The sequence below is a fragment of the Jiangella alkaliphila genome (assembly GCF_900105925.1).
In the GTDB taxonomy this organism is placed as follows: domain Bacteria; phylum Actinomycetota; class Actinomycetes; order Jiangellales; family Jiangellaceae; genus Jiangella; species Jiangella alkaliphila.
In genome coordinates this window covers 5,286,584-5,307,297 of record NZ_LT629791.1, presented here as the reverse complement: position 1 = coordinate 5,307,297, position 20,714 = coordinate 5,286,584, and the positions used below count along the sequence as shown (strand labels likewise).

The following is a 20,714-nucleotide window of genomic DNA, read 5'->3' as shown; positions in this document are numbered from 1 at the left end:
CGTCACCGATGGAGGGCCGGACAGGCAGGATGTGCACGGCGCGACACATGGAGAGTTGAATGGTTCGTGCGTCGTGGCGCGGGGTGGGCCGCGCTGACGGCGGTCGCCGCGTTGCTCTCGTCCTGCGGGCTGGTCGGCGCCCTGGGCGACGACGACGCCGGGGCGCAGACGGCGACGGTCGGCGTGCTGGTGCCGGCCGAGGGCTGGCAGCAGGCCGACGGCGAGGCCGTGCTGGCGGCGGTCCGTGCGGCCGTCGAGGAGAGGGCGGGCGACATCGGCGGCTGGACGGTCGAGGTCGTCGCGGTCGACGAAGGTGAGAAGGGCGAGGCGACCGCCGACGCCATGACGCAGCTGGTCGACGGCGACGCGGTCGCGGTGGTCGGCGGGCTGAACACGGCGGCTGTGCGGGCGGCGCAGCCGATCCTCGACGACGAGGACGTGCTGTTCGTGTCGCCGGCCGACGTGGTGCCCGAGCACACGCTGGGCGCCGACCCGAGCGCGCCGCTGCGTCCGTACCGCTCCTACTTCCGGACGGCCGTCGGCGCCGAGCCGCCGGCTGCGGCGCTGGCCCGGTACGCCGTCAGCGGGCTGGGTGCCGAGGCGGTCGCCGTCGTCGACGGGGGAGACCCGGCCGAGGTGCGCGCGTTCACCGAGGCCGTCGACGACCTCGGCGGCGCGGTCGTGGCCAGCGGCAGCGACGTCGGCACCGTCATCTCCACGGCACGGACCGAGGGCGCGACCGCCGTGTTCGTAGCCGGCGACCCGGACGTCGCGGTCCAGGTGGACCGCCAGGTCCGTAGCGCCGGGCTGGAGGCGACCCTGCTGGGCGCGACGGCGTTCGGCGGCGACTTCGGCGACGACGCGGCCGACGGCGCCGTGCGGGCGCAGCCGGCCGAGCTCGACGCGACGGCGGGGGTGCGGTCCGGGCGGCTGGCCGACGAGATCGGCGTCGCGCTGGGGGAGTTCGGCGCGGCCGCGCACGACGCCGGGACGGCCGTCGGCACGGTGCTGGCGCGCTGCCTGCCGCCGGCCAGCTCGGCGTCGTCGGCCCGCCGCGGCTGCCTGGGCGAGATGAGCCAGCTGGACTTCGCCGGCGCCACCGGGGAGGTCTCGTTCGACGAGTACGGCGACCGCGCGGGCGGAAGCGTGCGGTTCAGCGTTCTACAGGAAGAAGCCTGGGAAGTCGCGGGTGTAGAGGCTGGTAGCTGACCGCAAGGTCTGACGTCAGTCGCCCATGTAGCCGCATGATGTCCAAGGTCACAGTGTCCTAACAAGATGATCCTGGTTGGCCACGACCACTACGTTTAGCTCTCTTCACGGCATAGGTTTCGGAAATCATCGCAGACCCAACCGGCGGCCGGTCACGGCAGCCGGCTCGGCGAAGGAGACATCTCATGACCCGCACATCGCGACTGTGGCGGTCTCTTGCCGTCGCCGGAGCGGCCTCGCTCGTGCTGGCCGCTTGTGGCGGCGACGACGACGGCGGCACGGACGACGAGTCGCCCGGAGCCGGCGGCAACGGTGGTACGGCGACCAGCGAGGACCCGCTGCGGCTCGGCACGCTGCTGCCCGAGACCGGCAACCTCGCCTTCCTGGGCCCGCCTGAGTTCGCCGGCGTCGACCTCGCGATCCAGGAGATCAACGAGGGCGGCGGCGTCCTCGGCCATGACGTCGAGGTCACGCACACCGACTCCAGCGACGCCAGCAACTCGGCGGTCACCCAGCAGTCGACGGACTCGCTGCTCAACGAGGGGGTTGCGGCCATCATCGGCGCCGCGTCGTCCGGCGTGTCGTTCACCGTGCTCGACCGCATCGTCCAGGACGAGACCATCATGTTCTCGCCGGCGAACACCTCGCCCGACTTCACCACGTACGAGGACGACGGCCTGTACTTCCGCACGGCGCCGTCCGACGTGTTGCAGGGCCAGGTGCTCGGCGACACCATCCTCGGTGACGGCCACGCCAACGTCGCGATCCTGAACCTCGACGACGCCTACGGCAACGGCCTCGGCGACTACCTCGCCGAGACGATCGAGAGCGGCGGCGGCACCGTCGCGGCGCGCATCGTCTACGACCCGCAGGCCTCGAACTACTCGGCCGAGGTGACCCAGCTCGTCGGCGCGGCGCCCGACGCCATCGCGCTGATCGGCTTCGAGGAGACCGTCACGATCATCCCCGAGCTGGTCACGCAGGGCATCGGCCCGCAGACGATCCCGCTGTACTTCGTCGACGGAAACCTCTCCAACTACGGCGACCAGCTGCCGGCCGGCACGCTCGACGGTAACAAGGGCACGCTGCCGGGCGCCGAGACCGGTGAAGACTTCCAGGGGCGGATGCTCGAGATCGACCCCGAACTGCAGGACTTCAGCTACGGCCCGGAGTCGTACGACGCGACGATGCTGCTGGCGCTGGCCTCCATCCAGGCCGGTTCGGTCGAGAGCCGCGAGATCGCCGACAACCTCGTCGCCGTCTCCCGCGAGGGCACCGAGTGCTCCGGCTTCACGGAGTGCGCCGACCTGCTGGCCGACGGCGAGGACATCGACTACCAGGGCGTGTCGGGCCCGGTCGAGTTCACCGAGGCCGGCGACCCCGAGACGGCCACCATCGGCGTCTACCAGTACGGCCCGGACAACACCTACACCTCGCTGGAATTCGTCGAGCGGACCATGGAGTAGACCTGGCCTGAGTTCAGCGACCGGCCCCGCCGGGTACGCCCGGCGGGGCCTTTTCGCGCGCTCCGACCCTGCGTGATACGACCGTTGACATTTTATCCATCACGCTAGTACGTTCCTCATTCAAGGCGCCGAATCATCTCCAAGTCGACTATTTCGACATCCGTCATGCCTATGTGCGACTGCTCTGGTCGCGTCCAGGTAGCGGTTTCTGGCGACGGCGCCATGCCGCTCATCTCCGCAGCTCAGGCGTCTGTCCGGCCCATGGCGGCCGCAGTGAGGAGCGATTGCGATGTGCGACACCGATCACAACGAACCCGTCAGCAGGCCGCAGTTCAGCCGGCGCCAGGCCATTGGCCTGGGCGCCGCCGCCGCGGCCGCCGCCACCGTCGTCCCGGGGTTGACCGGCCGGCAGGCGGCGTACGCCGCGGCGGAGGTGAGCCCGGACAACTACGAGGCGCCCACCGGCCTGGCGCTGGACAGCAACGCCAAGGACACCGCGCTCGGCGTCATCGACCGGAACGCCGACTCGATCACCGGCCTCAGCGACACCATCTGGGAGTACGCCGAGCCGTCGCTGGCCGAGTGGAACTCGTCGATCGCCGAGGCGGACTTCCTGCGCCGGAACGGGTTCCGCATCCAGTGGGCCGTCGGCGGCCTGCCGACGACGTTCGTCGCGACGTTCAGCAACGGGACCGGCAGCCCCGTCATCGGGTTCAGCGGCGAGTACGACGCGCTGCCCGGCGTCTCGCAGAAGAAGGGGTCCACCGAGCACGACCCGCTGGTCTACGAGGACGACCCGTACTCGCCGAACTACGGCTACGGGCACGGCTGCGGCCACTCGGCGCTGGGCGCGGCGGCGGCCGGCGCGGCGGTCGCGGTTGCCAGCGCGCTGCGCCGGCACCGGCTCGACGGCACCGTCAAGTTCTTCGGGTCGACGGCGGAGGAGCAGCTGGTCGGCAAGTCCTTCGACGTCATGAAGGGCGTCTACGACGGCTGCGACGTGTTCGTCGACTGGCACCCCGGCCGCAACACGAGCACCGGCTTCGGCTCGAACAACGCGCTCAAGGCGATGGCGTTCAACTACAGCGGCACGCACGGCCACGGCGGCAGCCCGCTGGGCAACAAGAACGCGCAGAACGCCGTCCGGGCCCTGACGATGCTCACCGACATGCTGCGCGAGCACCACGTCGCACCGGCGGGGCGGATCCACCACGCGATCCGGCACTCGGCCGAGGCGCCGAACGTGCACGCGGCGATGGCCGGCGCCTGGTACTTCGTCCGCGAGGCGACGCCGGAGCGGGTGTCGATTCTTGCCGACAAGGTGACCGACTGTGCGCGGGCGGCCGGCCTCGCGATGCGCATGGAGGTGCACGAGCGCACCGTCGCGAACATCTGGAACATGCTCCCGAACAAGCGCGGCGCCGAGCTCGTCCACGACAACATGGTCCAGATCGGCGCGCCGGAGTTCACCGAGGAGGACCAGGCGTACGGGAAGGGGCTGCAGGCCGCGGCCGGCATCGCCGAGAACGGCTTCAGCACCGGCGTCGCGGACCTGCGCCCGCCGGACGAGACGTTCCTCGGCGGCGGCTCCACCGACGTCTCCGACATCAGCTGGATCATCCCGACGCTCAGCCTCGGCACCCCGGTCAGCCCGTCGGGGACGGCCAACCACAGCTGGCTGACGACCGGCTCGACGGTGTCGCACGCGGGCCACGTGGCCCTCCTGGCCGCCGCCCGCTACCTCGCCGCCGTCGCCGTCGACCTGTTCACGCAGCCGGCCCTGGTGACGGAGATCAAGGAGGAGCACGCCGCCCGCACCGCGAACGTCTCGTGGGCGAGCCTGCTGCCGGCCGACTTCCAGCCGCCGGCCGTCGCGCCGCCCGACTGGTTCCTCAAGCGGACCGGGCAGACGTGGCCCAACGGGCAGATCACCTGGCCGCCCGAGCGGATCGTCGGCCACACCAAGTGGGAGAGCATCGGCCCGCCCATCCCGCCGGGCAACGTCCAGCCCTACGAGTGACGGACGAGGGCGGGGGCTCGCGTCGGCGAGTCCCCGCCTCTTCGCTGCCGTAGGTGGACCCCGCCCCGTGAGGGAGGGCCCCCACCCTAGGGCGGGCACCGACACTCGCCGCCGCGCTCTCTGGTGAACCGGCTGGCCTGATCGGTTCGTTCGCCGGGGATCGCGACCGTTGGCCGTCCCCCTGCTGCCCATGGTCTTAGCCGCGAGGGTGCGCCTCAAGTCGGCGCCCGCTGTGGTGATTGTTCGCTGTGCTTGCGGGGCTTGGACTTGACCCGCACCCTCGCGGTCTAAGCCTCGATCCACCGACAGGTGGAGTGTCGTGGTAGGGCGTGGGAGCGTGAGAATGCGCTTCTGAGCTGGGAGGATACGACTTGTCTAAGGCACGTATCGCCAGCTCAAGAAGGGCATCTCGTAGATGCAACTCTCTCACACCCGACCGGTCGTCTCGGCGGCCTTCGATGAGCCCAACCTCGTGTCGTCGGCGGGCCTGGTCCCGGCGATGGCCCTGGCCGGCGAGGCACGGCTGCGCGAGCTGGGCGATGAGCACCTGAGCGTGCCGACGGACAAGGGCGCCAACGCCGGGCTGAAGCTGTCGGGCCTGGTCGCCGGCATGACCGCCGGCGCGGACAGCATCGACGACATGGCCCTGCTACGCCACGGCGCGATGGGGAAGGTCTTCGCCGGCATCTACGCCCCCTCCACACTTGGCTCGTTCCTGCGCGCCTTCACCTTCGGCCATGTCCGCCAAGCCGACGCGATCGCCTCTCGGTTTCTGATCAACCTGACCCAGCGCACGGCCCTGCTGGGCGAGACCGCAGACACCGCGACGGTGATGGTCGACATCGACGACACCATCGTGGAGGTACACGGCTATCAGAAGCAGGGCGCGGGGTTCGGGTACTCCGGGGTGCGGGGCCTGAACGCCGTGCTGGCCACCGTTTCCAGCCAGACCTTCGCGCCGGTGATCGCCGCCCAGCGCCTGCGCAACGGCTCGGCCGGGTCCCCACGCGGGGCGACGCGTCTGGCCACCGACGCCCTCGCCCTGATCCGCCGCACCCACCTGGCCGGCCGAGACGTGCTGGTCCGGGCGGACTCGGCGTTCTACTCCCACGCCCTGGTCACCGCAGCGTTGAAGGCCGGCGCGAACGTCTCGATCACCGTGCGGATGGACCCGGCGGTCAAACGCGCCATCGCCGGCATCGCCGAGACCGCCTGGACCACGATCAAATACACCGACGCCGTCTACGACGAGACCACCAGAACATGGAACTCTCGTGCCGAGGTCGCCGAGGTTCCCTTCACCGCGTTCACCTCCAAGAACAAGACCGACCAGGTCCCCGGCCGGCTCGTGGTCCGCCGTATCCCCGATCTCAACCCCCGCAACAGCGAAGGCCAGGACACGTTGTTCGATTCCTGGCGCTTCCACGCCTTCTTCACCACCACCGACACCACCGAGATGGACACCGTCGCCGCGGACCAGACCCACCGGGCCCACGCGGTCATCGAGAACGTCCACGCCGACCTCAAGGCCTCCGCGCTGGCCCACCTGCCCTCCGGGGTGTTCAACGCCAACGCGGCCTGGCTCGTCTGCGCGGTCATGGCGTTCAACCTCACCCGCGCCGCCGCGACCCTGACCAAGACCCCCACTCTGACCAGGGCGACCACCGCGACGATCCGCCGCAAACTCATCACCGTCCCCGCCCGGATCGCCACCTCCGCCCGGCGTCTGACCCTGCACCTGCCGACCAACTGGCCCTGGCAGACCGCGTGGTCCACGCTCTACAACGCCCTCTTCCCCCGGCCCGCCACGACACACACCTGACCACCAGCCCCCGCCGGCACGAGAAGGAACCCCAGTGGAAAGCCGGGCAGACCGGCAACTCACTCACACCCAACGTGATCACAACCACCTCGCCTGAAACCAGACGACGTCACCAAGCTGGTCGGTGGATCGAGGCTAAGAGGGCGTCTGGTCTAGATCTGTGGGGGTGCGCCTGAGTTGGCTGGTTCGTCGCGCCAGGTTTGGATGGTTTCGCCGGTGATCCGGCGGCTCATGTTGTCGATCATCGCCCAGTGGATCATGGTGCGGGAACGTTCTGGGAGCGTCTCGTAATCTCGGACTAATCGACGATGCAGCATCAGCCAGCCGAAGGTGCGCTCCACGGGCCAGCGCAGAGTCGGGTGGAAGCCCTTCAGCCCGGGGTCTTTCTGGACGACCTGAACGTCGATACCGCGATCGACACCACGCTGGGCGACGCTGGCGCGGTAGCCGCGGTCCACCCAAGCCTTGGACACGCCCGCGTGGCGATCGGCGAGGCGATCAACCGGGCGTGTTGAATCTTTCGTGTAAGGCCGGGTGGGCCAGGATTGGTCCGGGCGTGTTTGCGTCGTGGCCGCGAGAGGATTCTTTGTGTCGGAGCAGGAGAAGGTTGTCGATTCCTCGGATGAGGCAGCTCGTCGGTTGGCGGCGGTGTTGCCGGATGAGGCGATTGATAATCTGTTGGCGGATGCCGAGTCGTCCGGGACACCGGTTGATGGTGTTCATGGGTTGTTGAATCGGTTGACGTCGAGAGTTCTGGAGCGGGCGTTGGAGACCGAGATGACCGATCATCTCGGTTATGAGCCCGGTGATCCGGCTGGGCGCGGATCGGGGAACTCCCGGAATGGGCGTTCGGCCAAAACGGTCGCGACGACGGCCGGCCCGGTGAACGTGACCGTGCCACGAGACCGGAATTCGACATTCGCCCCGCAGATCGTGCCGAAACACTCCCGGCGTGTCGGCGCGATCGAGGACATCATTCTGTCGTTGTATGCGCGCGGGCTATCGACCCGGGAGATCGAGGCGCACCTGAAGGAGATCTACGACATCAACACGTCGCCGGCGCTGATCTCCAAGATCACCGACGTGGTCGTGGACGAGATCACACTGTGGCAGAACCGGCCGGTCGACGAGGTCTACCCGATCGTCTACGTCGACGCCATCCGGATCCGGGTCCGCGACCGCGGCTCGGTCACGCTGAAGTCCGCACACCTGGTCGTGGGCGTCGACGTCGACGGGTTGAAGGACGTGCTGGGGATCTGGATCGCCGCGGAGGAGGGCGCGAAGTTCTGGGCGCACGTGCTCACGCAGCTGCGCAACCGGGGCCTGCGCGACGTCCTCATCCTGTGCTGCGACGGGCTCACCGGGCTGCCTGACGCCGCGCGCAGCGTGTTCGACAAGGTCACCGTGCAAACCTGTGTCGTGCACGTCATCCGCAACACGATGCGATTCATCTCCTACGGCGACCGGAAAAAGGTCGCCACGGCGATGCGTCACATCTACACCGCTCCCGGCGTCGCGGCGGCCGAGATCGCGTTGAAAGAATTCGAGCAGAATTTCGGGCAGCAGTATCCCGGCGCGATCGAGGTGTGGAAGAATGCGTGGAACGAGTTCATCCCGTTCCTGGATTACCCGGCCGAGCTACGCCGAATCGTCTACACGACGAACCTGATCGAATCAATCAACTACCAGCTGCGGAAGATCACCAAGACTCGCGGCCACTTCCCCGACGATGACGCCGCCATGAAGCTGCTCTTTCTCGGGATCCGTAACATCAGCCGGAAACGAGGAGGAGCATCAGGCACCGGAACCCATGGATGGAAGAAAGCACTCAACTTCCTGGTCGTGGAATTCCCAGGACGACTCACCTAGAAAAGTCACATCAAGGTAAAGGTTTGCCCTGTCTTACACGAAAAACTTGACAGGCCCGATCAACCAGGTCACGCCCACCTGCGGTGTCGTGCACGCTGGCCGCGGTGATCAACACCACCAGCAGCAGCCCCAGCGTGTCGGTGGCGATATGCCGCTTGCGTCCCTTGATCTTCTTGCCCGCATCGATGCCCTGATCGGACTCGGCCACATTCGACGACGTCTTCACCGACTGCGCGTCCAGGATCGCCGCGCTGGGCTCACTGGCCCGCCCGGCCGCTGCGCGCGCCGTGCCGCGCAGCAGGTCATGGATCTTCTCCGTCGTCCCGTCCTTCTCCCACTTGGCGTAGTAGTCATAGACGGTCTTGAACGGCGGGAAATCGTGCGGCAAGTACTCCCAGGCGATGCCGGTCCGGTTCACGTACAAGATCGCGTTGACGATCTCTCGCAGGTCATGGACGGGCTCACTGATCCCCAGCCCGCGCCGGGCCGCACGCCACCCGGACATGACCGGCTCGATCAGCGCCCACCGGGCATCGGACAGATCGCTACGGTACGGCGCCCTGGACATCACAACGACGAGCCCTACCACACCACCCGCCCAAGAACGAGGACCCGAACACCAGCCAACCTCACAACCAGAACATCAACGGATCAGACGCCCTCTAAGGACTCGGCAGCTACAGGGGGACGGCGAAAGAGCGGGCACAGCCCGCGTGGTGTGCCGTTCGCCGGGTGGTGGGCGGAGCCGACTGCAATAGCCGGAACCGTGCTCGGGGGGCCGGTCGGCGTCCTGAGCGCCGTTCTGGCTATCGATTTCGGTCGTCGTTGGCGTCAGGCGCGGGCGAGCGACCCGAGGTAGAGCTCGATGACCTTGGGGTCGTTGATCAGTTCGCGCCCGGTGCCGGTGTAGGCGTTGCGGCCCTGGTCGAGGACGTAGCCGCGGTGGCAGATCTGCAGGCAGCGCCGGGCGTTCTGCTCGACGATGACGACGGAGACGCCGGCCTTGTTGATCTCGCGGGTGCGGATGAACACCTCGTCCTGGAGGACGGGGGAGAGGCCGGCGGACGGCTCGTCGAGGAGGATGACGCTGGGGTCGGCCATGAGGGCGCGGCCCATGGCCACCATCTGCCGCTCGCCGCCGGACAGCGAGCCGGCCCGCTGCTTGCGGCGGTCGCCGAGGGCGGGGAAGAGGTCGGTGACGAACGCGAACCGGCTGGCGAACGTCTTCGGTGCCTGGTAGACGCCCATCTCGAGGTTCTCCTCGACCGTCAGGCCGGGGAAGACGTTGTTCGTCTGCGGCACGAAGCTGACGCCGCGCGACACCAGCTGGTTGGCCGGCAGGTTGGTGATGTCCTCGCCCTTGAGGTGCACCGAGCCCTCGCGCACCTTCACCAGCCCGAACAGCCCCTTCAGCAGCGTCGACTTGCCGGCGCCGTTGGGGCCGATGATGCCGACGATCTCGCCCTGCTGGCAGTAGAGGTCGCAGCCGGTGAGGATGTTGACGCCCTCGACGTACCCGGCGACGATCTCGTCGGCCCGCAGGACGGCGCCCTCGGCGGCGGCCACGTGGACCGAGCGGTCGGCCGTGGTGGTGCTCTCGTTCTGGGTCATCGTCCGTCCTTCGTGTCGCCGCCGTCGACCACCACGGGCTCGGCCGGCTTCTGGCCGAGCTCGGCGGCGACCTCCTCGGCCAGCGCGCCGCTCTCGAGCTGTTCCTCCAGCTCGGCCAGCGACTGGTCGTGGTGGGCGCCGAGGTAGGCGTCGATGACCTTGTGGTCGGACATGACGGCCTCGGGCGGGCCCTCGGCGAGGATCCGGCCCTGGCCCATGACGACCACCCAGTCGGCGATGTCGCGGACCATGTCCATGTCGTGCTCGACGAACAGCACGGTCATGCCCTGCTCGCGCAGGTTGGAGACGTGCTGCAGCAGCGACTGGGTGAGCGCCGGGTTGACGCCGGCCATCGGCTCGTCGAGCATGACGAGCTCGGGCCCGACCATGAGCGCGCGGGCCATCTCGAGCAGCTTGCGCTGGCCGCCGGAGAGCGAGCCGGCGAAGTCGTCGCGCTTGGTGTCGAGCGTGAACCGGGTCAGCAGCTCCTCGGCCCGGACGGTGATGGCGTCCTCCTGGCTGCGCCACATGAACGGCAGCATGGCCCGCCAGAAGCTCTCGCCGCGCTGCTCGGTGGCGCCCAGCCGCATGTTCTCGATGACCGTCAGCTTCGACAGCGCCTTGGTCAGCTGGAACGTGCGCACCATGCCGGCCCGGGCCACCTTGAACGGCGGCGTGCCGTGCAGCGACCGCCCGTTGAACGACCAGGAGCCGGAGTTGGCGCGGTCGAACCCGGTGAGCAGGTTGAAGAACGTCGTCTTCCCGGCGCCGTTGGGTCCGATCAGCGCGGTGATGGAGCCGCGCTGCACCTCGACGTGGTCGACGTCGACGGCGAGCAGGCCGCCGAAGTGCCGCTTGACGTCGTCGGCGACGAGGATGGGGTCGGGCTTCTTCGAGCCGGGCTCGCGCGGCACGTCGGCGAGGGCGGCGACCGCCGCCTCGCGCTTGGCCGTCAGGGGCGTCAGGTTGTCATCGGGCATCGAGCGCGATCTCCCTCCGGTCGCCGAGAATGCCTTGCGGGCGGAACACCAGCAGGAGCACCAGGACGATGCCGGTCAACATGAATCGTACGGCTCCCGTGTCGGTGGAATCCATGAGCCAGTCGGGGATGTACCCCTCGGTGATGGCGCCACGCAGGGCCAGGTCGATGAACTGGAAGGCGAACCAGACGATCGCGGCGCCCAGCACCGGGCCGAACACCGTCGCGGCGCCGCCGAGGATGAGGATGGCGTAGGCGAAGAAGGTGAAGTTGGTGGCATAGACGTCCGGCTGCATCGCGCCCTGGAACAGGGAGTAGACGATGCCGGCGAACGCCCCGATGACGCCGCCGAGGACCAGCGACTGCATCTTGTAGGCGTAGACGTTCTTGCCGAGGCTGCGCACGGCGTCCTCGTCCTCGCGGATGCCCTTGAGCACGCGCCCCCACGGGCTGCGCATGAGCAGCCAGACGACCAGCGTGCAGACGGCCACCAGCGCCCAGCCGACCACGAGCACCCAGAGCACCCGCTCGCGGAACTCGAACGGGCCGAGCTGGAACGGTTCGGTGAACGGGTTGAGATCGTAGAACGTGTTGCTGAACCCGGTGATGCCGTCGGAGCCGCCGAACACGTCGCGGCCCCACGCGGACCGGCCGACCAGGCGGACGATCTCGGACGCCGCGATGGTGACGATGGCGAGGTAGTCGGCCCGTAGCCGCAGCGTCGGGATGCCGAGCAGCAGCGCCAACACAACGGCTGCGCTGATGCTGACCAAGATGCCGAGCCAGAACGACCCGTCGTAGGTGGTGACGATGACGGCGACGCCGTAGCCGCCGACCGCGGCGAACGCCGCCTGGCCGAAGTTCAGCAGGCCCGTGTAGCCGAACTGCACGTTGATGCCGATGGCGGCGAGGGCGAAGACGATCGCCTGGACGCCGATGAGCTCGCGCAGCGAGAGCTCGAAGATGCTTCCCCAGTCCATGGTCGTTGCTCCTTCCGCCTCAGCCGACCCGCTCGCGGCGGCCGAGGATGCCCTGCGGCCGGACCAGGAGGATCAGGATGAGCACGACCAGCACACCGGCCGTCTTGAGTTCCGATGGGACCACGTACGCCGACATCTCGATGAAGAGGCCCACGACCAGTGCGCCGACCATGGCACCCCAGGCGGTGCCGAGCCCGCCGAGCACCGTCGCGGCGAACACCAGCAGCAGGATCCGCATGCCCATGAGGTAGTCGACTCCCTGGATCATGCCGAAGAAGACGCCGGAGAGGCCGGCCAGCGCGGTGCCGACGGTCCACACGACGGTGATGACGCGGTCGACGTTGATGCCGGAGGCGGCGGCCAGGGCCGGGTTGTCGGCGACCGCGCGGGTGGCCTTGCCCATGCGGGTGCGGGTCAGGGCCAGCGCCACGGCGGCCAGCAGCACCGCGCAGATGCCCATGATGATGAGGTCGCGCGGCGTGATGCTGACCGGCCCGATCTCGACGGGGTCCTGGTAGGTGTACTGGTCGTAGGTCTCGCGGCCGCCGCCGATGATGAACTGCGTCAGGTAGCGCAGGAACAGCGACACGCCGATCGAGATGATCATCAGCGCGATCAGCCCGGTGGGTTTCTTCCGCAGCGGTCTCCAGAAGCCGCGGTCCTGGCCCCAGCCGAACACGCCGCTGAGGACGGTCGCCAGCAGCGCCGCCATCAGCACCGGCATGCCGGCCTGGTTGAGCAGCAGCGCCGCGACCGCGCCGAAGACGATCAGCTCGCCGTGCGCGAAGTTGGTGAGGCCGGTGGTCCCGAAGACCAGCGACAGCCCCAGGCCGGCGAGACCGAGGATCAACCCGAACCGCAGGCCGCTGATGAACAGCTGCAGCAACTCGTTGTTGCCGCCGGTGGCGGTGACGTCCTCGCCGGCCTCCGCCTCGGCGTTGTCGCCGCCCGGCGCCTCACCCTCGTCCTCACCGCCCTCTGACGGCTCGGACTCCGACGGTGACGGCTGCTCGCCGCCGTCCTCGGGCGCGCCGACGCGGAACAGCACGACCTTGCGCTGCTGCGGGGCGACGTTGGTCTCGACGGTGTCGCGGGCGATGCCGGGCGCCGTCGAGGGGAGGGTGGCCGCGTCGAGGACGACCGTGTAGTCGCCCGGTCCGGGGACCGGCACCTCCCAGGTGCCGTCGGCCGCGGTCTGCACGACGCCGATCTCGTCGCCCTCGGCAGAGGTGACGGTGATGGTGACGCCGGCGACCGGCGCGTCCTGGAACTCGAGCGTGCCGTGGATCGTCTCGCCGCTGCCCTGGGCTACCGCCGGGCTGGCGAGCAGGACGGCGGCCAGGACAGCGAGCAGCGCTCCCAGACATCTGGTCAGCTTCTGCACGTGTGGTTAACCTCCCGCTCCCAGGACCGGCCGTACGTGTGGCAGGCACACGTCAGTTCGGTCGTCCGTACGTCAGACGTTCGTGCCGGAGCATAACTCGCTTCCTGGACGACTCCGCTGCTCCGGGGCGGCCGAGTCCGGACCGATACCACATGGTGACGTTCGTGCATTCCCGCACGTCAGGACCGAATGGCGGCGACAATACTGACAAGTAGCGGTGCCACGAGTAGAGCGGGCAGCAGGTCACCGACCGGAAGCGGCTTCATCCGCAGCAGCCGCAGCGCGACGCCGACGAGCAGCAGGCCGCCGGTCGCCGTGATGGCCGACACATACGCGTCGCCCAGCAGGCTCCCGGCGGCCACTCCGACCACCGTCAGCAGTCCCTGGATGACGGCGACGGCCAGCGCGGAGGCCATGACGCCCCACCCGAACGACGCCGCGAACGCGATGGCCGCGAAGCCGTCCATCGTCGCCTTGAGCGCCAGCTGGTCGTAGCCCAGGCCCATGCCGTCGGAGAGCGCGCCCAGGATCGTCAGCGGGCCGACGCAGAACAGCAGCGACGTGGTGAGGAAGCCCTCGACGAACCGCCGCCGGGCCTCGCCGCCGCCGGTGCCGTCCCCGTCGCCGTCACCGGCGCGCGACAGCCGCCGCTGCAGGCCGGCCCCGACGCCCTCCAGCCGGGCCTCGATCCGCAGCAGCGAGCCGGCGACGCCGCCGATCAGCAGCGCGCCCAGCACGATCAGGACCGTCGCGGACTCGCCCACCTCGGCCGCGTACCCGGCGTCCAGGACGGCGGCCGCGGAGAGCGCCGCGATGAGCAGCGTGACCAGCCCGAGCGCGTCGGTGACGACGTCGCGGGTGCGTTGCGGCAGCCGGTGCCCGACGAGCAGGCCGGCGGCCGAGCCGGCGACGACGGTGACGACGTTGAGGACGGTGCCGAACCCCGGGAACATCCGGCGTCAGGCGCCCGTCTCGGTCGGGATCAGGAAGCAGGTCAGCCGCGCGGTGCAGATGCGGCGGCCGTCGTCGTCGGAGATGACGACCTCGTAGCTGGCCGAGCTGCGGCCCAGGTGCGCCGGCGTGGCGACCGCGGTGACGTGGCCGGACCGGACGCCGCGGTGGTGGGTGGCGTTGAGGTCGACGCCGACGGCGTACTTGTCCGGCGCACCGTGCAGGTTGGCCGCGACCGAGCCCACGCTCTCGGCCAGCACGGCCGACGCGCCGCCGTGCAGCAGCCCGAACGGCTGGGTGTTGCCCTCGACCGGCATGCGGGCGACGACGCGCTCGGCGGTCGCCTCGACGTACTCGATGCCCATGCGCTCGTCCAGCGGGGCGGACGGGAATCCGGGCTGCCGGTTGTCTGCGGCGACGGAGTCGGTCATGGCCGGACGATATCTCTCCGGAGGGCTGCGACAATGTCGGAGGCGGCTACTACTGTTGCCGCGTGGTCGCTGCATCCGATTCTCCCCGCCTCCTGCTCCTCGACGGTCATTCGCTGGCTTACCGGGCGTTCTACGCGCTCAAGGACGCCAATCTCGTCACGACGACGGGCCAGCACACCGAGGGGGTGTACGGCTTCACGTCCATGCTCATCAACGTGCTGCGCGACGAGGCGCCCACGCACGTGGCGGTGGCCTTCGACGTCTCCCGCAAGACGTTCCGCAGCGAGGCCTTCCCGGAGTACAAGGCCAACCGCAGCAAGTCGCCCGAGGAGTTCAGCGGCCAGCTCGACCTCGTCAAGGAGGTGCTGACGGCACTGCGCATCCCGTACGTCGAGAAGGACAACTACGAGGCCGACGACGTCATCGCCACGCTGGCCACCATGGCCGAGAAGGACGGGCTCGACGTCTCCATCTGCACCGGCGACCGCGACGCCTTCCAGCTGGTCACCGACCGCGTGACGGTGCTCTACCCGCGTCGCGGCGTGTCCGACCTCTCCCGCATGACGCCCGACTCGGTGTTCGAGAAGTACGGCCTCACGCCGGCGCAGTACCCCGACTTCGCGGCGCTGCGCGGCGACCCGTCCGACAACCTCCCGAACATCCCGGGCGTGGGCGAGAAGACCGCCGTCAAGTGGGTGGTCGAGTTCGGCGACCTCGACCAGCTGGTGGCCCGGGCCGACGAGGTCAAGGGCAAGGCCGGCGACGCGCTGCGGGCCCACCTCGGCCAGGTCATGACCAACCGGCAGCTCACCGAGCTGGTCCGCGACGTCCCCATCGACGTCCGCATCGACGACCTCCTCCGGCAGACGTGGGACCGCGAAGAGGTGCACCAGCTCTTCGACACCCTGCAGTTCCGGGTGCTGCGCGACCGGCTGTACGAGTACCTCGAGCCCGACACCGCGCCCGAGGCCGACGAGGGCTTCGAGATCGACGCGGTCCACCTGCAGCCGGGCGAGGTTGCCGGCTGGCTGGCCGAGCACCTCGGCGACGGCCGCGCCGGGCTGTCGGTGCGCGGCCACTGGGCCCGCGGCACCGGCGAGGTCACCGAGCTGGCGGTCGCCACGCGCGACGGCGCCGGCGCCTGGTTCGAGCCGGCCGACCTCACGCCCGACGACGACGCGGCGGTCGCCGCCTGGCTGGCCGACCCCGCGCGCGGCAAGGTCATGCACGACGCCAAGGGCCCCATGCACGCGCTGGCCGCCCGCGGCTGGCCGCTGCGGGGGCTGGCCGCCGACACCGAGCTGACCGCGTTCCTCGCGCTGCCCGGCCAGCGTTCCTACAACCTCGCCGACCTCGTGCTGCGCTTCCTCAGTCGCGAGCTGCGCGCCGAGGACGCCGGCGGCGCCGTCCAGCTCTCCCTCGACGGCGGCGACGAGGAGCAGCTGGGCGCCGACGAGACCGTCCGCGCCCGCGCCGTCCTCGACCTCGCCGAGGCGCTCGAGGCCGAGCTCGACAAGAAGGGCGGCCACACGCTGCTCGAGCAGGTCGAGCTGCCGCTGGTCGGCGTGCTGGCCGGCATGGAACGCGCCGGCATCGCCGTCGACCTCGACCACCTGCACGCCCTGGAGTCCGAGTTCGCCGGCAACGTCGCCAAGGCCACCGACGACGCCTACGACGCCATCGGCCGCCGCGACGTCAACCTCGGCTCGCCGAAACAGCTGCAGGCCATCCTCTTCGACGACCTCGGCATGCCGAAGACCAAGCGGACGAAGACCGGCTACACCACCGACGCCGAGTCGCTGGCCGAGCTGTACGCGAAGACCGAGCACCCGTTCCTCGCCGCACTGCTGCGCCACCGCGACGCGTCCAAGCTGCGGGTCACCGTCGAGGGACTGCTCTCCTCGGTCTCCGACGACGGCCGCATCCACACCACGTTCGTGCAGACCATCGCGGCCACCGGGCGGCTGTCGTCCACCGACCCGAACCTGCAGAACATCCCCATCCGCACCGACGAGGGCCGGCGCATCCGCGAGGCGTTCGTCGTCGGGGCCGGGTGCGAGGCGCTCCTCAGCGCCGACTACAGCCAGATCGAGATGCGCATCATGGCGCACCTCTCCGACGACCAAGCGCTCATCGAGGCGTTCGCGTCGGGCATGGACTTCCACTCCGTCACCGCGTCGCGGGTGTTCGACGTCCCGGCCGACGAGGTCAGCCCGGCGCAGCGGGCGAAGATCAAGGCGATGAACTACGGCCTGGCCTACGGACTGTCGTCGTACGGGCTGTCGCGGCAGCTGAACATCCCGGGCGCCGAGGCACAGGGCCTCATGGACGAGTACTTCGAGACGTTCGGCGGCGTACGCGACTACCTCAGCGAGGTGGTCGAGCGGGCCCGCATGGTCGGCTGGACCGAGACCATGCTCGGCCGGCGGCGCTACCTGCCCGACCTCACCAGCGAGAACCGCCAGCGCCGCGAGATGGCCGAGCGCATGGCCCTCAACGCGCCCATCCAAGGGTCGGCGGCCGACATCGTCAAGGTGGCCATGCTCAAGGTCGACCAGGCGCTGGCGGCGGAGAAGCTGGAGTCGCGCATGCTGTTGCAGGTGCACGACGAGCTGGTGCTCGACGTCGCCGAGGGCGAGCGCGAGCAGGTCGACGAACTGGTCCGGCGCGAGATGGGCGCGGCCTACCCGCTGCGGGTTCCCCTCGACGTCTCGGTCGGTATCGGGCGCACCTGGCACGAAGCGGCCCACTGACTCCCTCCGTGTAAACCACACGTTGGTCATCTGTTTGCATTGTGGGGTAGACCGAACGGACGATCGCATGCGAGGCTCGTACGGACGTCGTGAGAACGGGAGTCCGCTTTGCGACCTGTGTTCCGAGCCGCTGGGGCCGTCGTTGCGACCTCGGGGGTTCTCTGCCTGGGTGGTGCGGCAGGACTTCCTGGACCGACCCAGCTCGTGTCCTCGTCCGAGTATCCCGACGACTCCGAGTCCGACGGCATCTTCCAGGGCCGCGGCGACGCGATCATCTCCAGCGATCCGACTGACGGTCAAGCCTCGGTCACGGTAGTCGCCGACAACGCGGCCGCGGTGGCTGCCGGGTTCATCGTCGGGGCTACCCCGTCACCGAGCGTCGTCACGCAGACGCTGGCCAGCGGCCTGGGCATCCCCGGGCTGGTGCTCGAGGCGTACCAGAACGCCGCGGCGCAGATGACGCTCGAGAACCCCGGCTGCGGCATCCGCTGGGAGATCCTCGCCGGCATCGGCAAGATCGAGTCCGGGCACGCGAACGGCGGCCAGGTCACCGCCGCCGGCGACGTCCAGCCGCGCATCGTCGGCCCCGCGCTGAACGGCAACGGCTTCGCGTCCATCGGCGACAGCGACGGCGGCCGCTGGGACGGCGACACCGTCTGGGACCGCGCCGTCGGCCCGATGCAGTTCATCCCGGGCACCTGGAAGACCTTCGGCGCCGACGGTAACGGCGACAGCATCGTCGACCCCCACAACGTCTTCGACGCCACGCTCGCGTCCGCGCAGTATCTGTGCGCCGGCGGCGGCAACCTCGCCAACGAGGCCGACCTGCGGGCCGCACTGTTCCGCTACAACCCGTCCACCACGTACGTCGACAACGTGATGGCGTGGATCCGGGCCTACGACAACGGCAGCGGCTACATCACCGAGACCCCTGGCCCCGGCCCGGCCGGTCCGCCGCTGCCCCCGCCGTCGAGCGACGCGCCCAACCCCGACGGCACCCCGACGCCCACTCCGCCCGGCACCACCCCGCCCGACCCGGAGCCCACGACCCCGCCCAACACTCCGCCCCCCGGTGGTGACGAGAACGGCGGCGGCGACGTCTCCGGCGGTGACGTCTCGGGCGGCGACGTCAGCGGTGGTGACGTGTCCGGTGGTGACGTCAGCGGTGGTGACGTGTCCGGTGGTGACGTCTCGGGCGGTGACGTCTCCGGTGGGGACGTGTCCGGCGGTGACGTCAGCGGTGGCGACGAGTCCGGCGGTGACGAGTCCGGCGGCGACGAGTCCGGCGGCGACGTCAGCGGTGGCGACACCGGCACCGACGTCGGCACGGACACCGGCACCGACACGGGCGCCGAGACCGGGACGGACACGGGCGCTGAGACGGGTGCCGAGACCGGCGCGGAGACCGGCACCGAGACGGGGACCGAGACCGGCACTGAGACGGGAACGGAGACCGGTACCGAGACGGGGACCGAGACCGGCACTGAAACGGGAACGGAGACCGGTACCGAGACGGGGACCGAGACCGGCACTGAAACTGGGACCGAGACGGGTGCGGAGACCGGCGCCGAGGCTGGGGCCGAGAACGGCGCTGACGGTGCGGAGCCCGGCACCGAGTCGCCCACCACGCCGCCCAACGAGGAGTGCCCGGACGACGGGACCGATACGACCTCCGAGGGCACCGACGTCACCAACCCGGACTGCGAGCCCGAGACCGAGCCGCCGACTATGACGGACTCGCCGGCGCCGACCGAGGAGTCGCCGTCGCCGACGGCGGCCGAGACGCCGAACACGGCCACGCCGACGCCCCGGACGACCAGCCGGCGTCGCTGGTTCGCCCGCGTTCTGCCTTGATCATGTCCCCTCGCGGTCGCTGAGGCGCCGCGAGGGAACATGATCAGCGCAGGCGGTTGCTGGTCCGTTCGCGGGCCAGGCCCCACAGCACGATGATCCCGGCGGCGACCAGCCCCGGCACCAGCACGCCGGCCAGCGTCGACGCCCACAGCTCGACGGCCAGGACGTAGCCGGCCAGGACGACCCACAGCACGCCGGTCGTCCACCGGTCGCGCTGCGCCAGGTGCGCGTACACCAGCAGGTGCGCCAGCGCGTACAGCGCGCCGAGTCCGGCGAACCCGGGCACCCACGACACGACGTCGTCGTAGGACGGGCCGGCGACGACGTCGACGGCGGGCCCGGCGACCAGCCAGCAGAGCACCGTCAGCGCCGCCCCGCAGCCGGCCACCGCCGCCAAGCCGAGCGTGACCGCGGCCCGCCGCCGCGCCGGGTCGGCGAGCGCCGGGAAGGCCAGCATCGGCACGAACTGCGGCAGCCAGAACGCGATCTTGGTGAAGATCGACCCGGCCGCGTACAGCCCGCTGGCCTCGGGGGACAGCACGTGCCGGGCGAGGATCACGTCGATGTTGGTGAGCACGACGAAGCCCAGCAGCATCGCGCCCGACGACAGCGTCGCCCGGACGGCGAACCCGCCGCGCGGCGACAGCAGCGACGACGGCCGCGCGACCAGCCAGGCCACGACGCCGGCGGCGACGAAGCCCAGCGCGATGCCGATCAGCGCGCTGGTCGCGGTCGGCTCCACCGCCATACCGATCAGCCCGCCGCCGACCCGCAGTGCCGCCTGGATCGTCACCAGCGCCGCCAGCAGCCCGAACCGCTCGCGGCCCTGGACGATCCCGAGCGACGGCGCCGTTGCGGCGAGCGCCGCGATCGCCACCGCGGCCGCGATGGCCGGCACCGCCGACGGCAGCTGCAGCACCGACTCGGCGACCGGGCTGAGCGCCGTCAGCCCCAGGCCGATGACCACCGCCAGGACCAGCCCGGACCGGACCGCCGGCGCGACCGGCCGCTCGGTGGCCGCCGCGCGCGCCGTCGTCGCCTGAACCGCCAGTGCGGCGACGTTGCCGACGATGATCAGCGCGAGCAGCGCGCTGAACGCCCCGAACTCGTGCGGCCCGAGCCGCCGCGCACCGGCCACCGTCAGCACGTATCCGAGGAGGTTCCCGACGCTGGTGCCGAGCGCGAGCAGCCCCGCTGAGCTGCGCCCGGCACCGAGCAGACGTCTGGCGAGCTGCGGCACGCGCCCTATCGTGCCAGCCCGCCGCTGCAGCCGGTCCCGGTTGCCGCGTTGTGCCTGCCGCCCTGGAGCCGGGCGGGTGCGCCGGCGTCCGGATCATCACGGTTGTGCTTGCATGACCAAGTTTCTTGCCGAAAGTACTGGCGCG

General features: G+C 70.1%; 15 protein-coding genes and 1 pseudogene. 7 read left to right on the top strand and 9 right to left on the bottom strand.

What is annotated here, in order from left to right; all coding sequences use genetic code 11:
* The first annotated feature begins 66 nt into the window (after positions 1–66).
* From BLV05_RS24265 to BLV05_RS24250, 4 genes are all read left to right on the top strand, one after another.
* Complete coding sequence (locus BLV05_RS24265; protein ID WP_046773093.1) at positions 67–1,209, top strand: ABC transporter substrate-binding protein; 1,143 nt, start codon at positions 67–69, stop codon at positions 1,207–1,209.
* Between the two features lie 185 nt (positions 1,210–1,394).
* The gene (locus tag BLV05_RS24260) at positions 1,395–2,675 is read left to right on the top strand and encodes an ABC transporter substrate-binding protein (protein ID WP_046773092.1); all 1,281 of its coding nucleotides are present in this window, start codon (positions 1,395–1,397) and stop codon (positions 2,673–2,675) included.
* 289 nt (positions 2,676–2,964) lie between these two features.
* The gene (locus BLV05_RS24255; protein WP_046773091.1) at positions 2,965–4,695 is read left to right on the top strand and encodes an amidohydrolase; all 1,731 of its coding nucleotides are present in this window, start codon (positions 2,965–2,967) and stop codon (positions 4,693–4,695) included.
* 415 nt (positions 4,696–5,110) lie between these two features.
* Complete coding sequence (locus tag BLV05_RS24250; RefSeq protein ID WP_083421320.1) at positions 5,111–6,517, top strand: IS1380 family transposase; 1,407 nt, start codon at positions 5,111–5,113, stop codon at positions 6,515–6,517.
* A gap of 152 nt (positions 6,518–6,669) precedes the next feature.
* On the opposite strand, the gene BLV05_RS36000 is transcribed toward BLV05_RS24250, so the two are convergent.
* The gene (locus BLV05_RS36000; RefSeq protein ID WP_197683293.1) at positions 6,670–6,975 is read right to left on the bottom strand and encodes a transposase; all 306 of its coding nucleotides are present in this window, start codon (positions 6,973–6,975) and stop codon (positions 6,670–6,672) included.
* Positions 6,976–7,156: 181 nt separating this feature from the next.
* Here BLV05_RS36000 and BLV05_RS24240 point away from each other — a divergent pair, with 181 nt between their 5' ends.
* A complete protein-coding gene (locus BLV05_RS24240; RefSeq protein WP_083421475.1) occupies positions 7,157–8,386 on the top strand; it encodes an IS256 family transposase in 1,230 nt (409 codons plus the stop codon).
* A gap of 61 nt (positions 8,387–8,447) precedes the next feature.
* On the opposite strand, the pseudogene BLV05_RS24235 reads toward BLV05_RS24240, so the two are convergent.
* The 7 genes and pseudogenes from BLV05_RS24235 to BLV05_RS24205 form a co-directional block, all read right to left on the bottom strand.
* Positions 8,448–8,954, bottom strand: a pseudogene (locus tag BLV05_RS24235) (IS5 family transposase); the annotation flags it as partial.
* A gap of 263 nt (positions 8,955–9,217) precedes the next feature.
* Positions 9,218–9,997 (bottom strand): ABC transporter ATP-binding protein, encoded by a 780-nt coding sequence (locus BLV05_RS24230; protein WP_046772658.1) that lies wholly within the window; start codon positions 9,995–9,997, stop codon positions 9,218–9,220.
* Positions 9,994–10,977, bottom strand: coding sequence for an ABC transporter ATP-binding protein (locus BLV05_RS24225; RefSeq protein ID WP_046772659.1), 984 nt, complete (start codon positions 10,975–10,977; stop codon positions 9,994–9,996). Before BLV05_RS24225 ends, BLV05_RS24230 begins: the two co-directional genes overlap by 4 nt.
* The gene (locus BLV05_RS24220; protein WP_046772660.1) at positions 10,967–11,956 is read right to left on the bottom strand and encodes a branched-chain amino acid ABC transporter permease; all 990 of its coding nucleotides are present in this window, start codon (positions 11,954–11,956) and stop codon (positions 10,967–10,969) included. Before BLV05_RS24220 ends, BLV05_RS24225 begins: the two co-directional genes overlap by 11 nt.
* A 19-nt stretch (positions 11,957–11,975) precedes the next feature.
* Positions 11,976–13,340: a branched-chain amino acid ABC transporter permease gene (locus tag BLV05_RS24215; protein ID WP_052763146.1), complete on the bottom strand. Its 1,365-nt coding sequence runs from the start codon at positions 13,338–13,340 to the stop codon at positions 11,976–11,978.
* A 179-nt stretch (positions 13,341–13,519) separates the two neighbouring features.
* Entirely contained in the window at positions 13,520–14,293 is a 774-nt protein-coding gene (locus tag BLV05_RS24210; protein WP_046772661.1) for a DUF554 domain-containing protein, read from the bottom strand.
* A gap of 6 nt (positions 14,294–14,299) precedes the next feature.
* Positions 14,300–14,722 (bottom strand): PaaI family thioesterase, encoded by a 423-nt coding sequence (locus tag BLV05_RS24205; protein ID WP_046772662.1) that lies wholly within the window; start codon positions 14,720–14,722, stop codon positions 14,300–14,302.
* A 62-nt stretch (positions 14,723–14,784) separates the two neighbouring features.
* Here BLV05_RS24205 and polA point away from each other — a divergent pair, with 62 nt between their 5' ends.
* Both polA and BLV05_RS24195 read left to right on the top strand, forming a co-directional pair.
* Positions 14,785–17,475 carry a DNA polymerase I gene (gene polA / locus BLV05_RS24200; protein ID WP_046772663.1) on the top strand — a complete coding sequence of 897 codons (2,691 nt, stop codon included), beginning with the start codon at positions 14,785–14,787 and terminating at the stop codon, positions 17,473–17,475.
* A 204-nt stretch (positions 17,476–17,679) separates the two neighbouring features.
* Positions 17,680–19,329 carry a lytic transglycosylase domain-containing protein gene (locus tag BLV05_RS24195; RefSeq protein WP_052763147.1) on the top strand — a complete coding sequence of 550 codons (1,650 nt, stop codon included), beginning with the start codon at positions 17,680–17,682 and terminating at the stop codon, positions 19,327–19,329.
* A gap of 43 nt (positions 19,330–19,372) precedes the next feature.
* Here BLV05_RS24195 and BLV05_RS24190 read toward each other — a convergent pair whose 3' ends face one another.
* Positions 19,373–20,569, bottom strand: coding sequence for a lipopolysaccharide biosynthesis protein (locus tag BLV05_RS24190; RefSeq protein WP_046772664.1), 1,197 nt, complete (start codon positions 20,567–20,569; stop codon positions 19,373–19,375).
* Positions 20,570–20,714 lie beyond the last annotated feature (145 nt).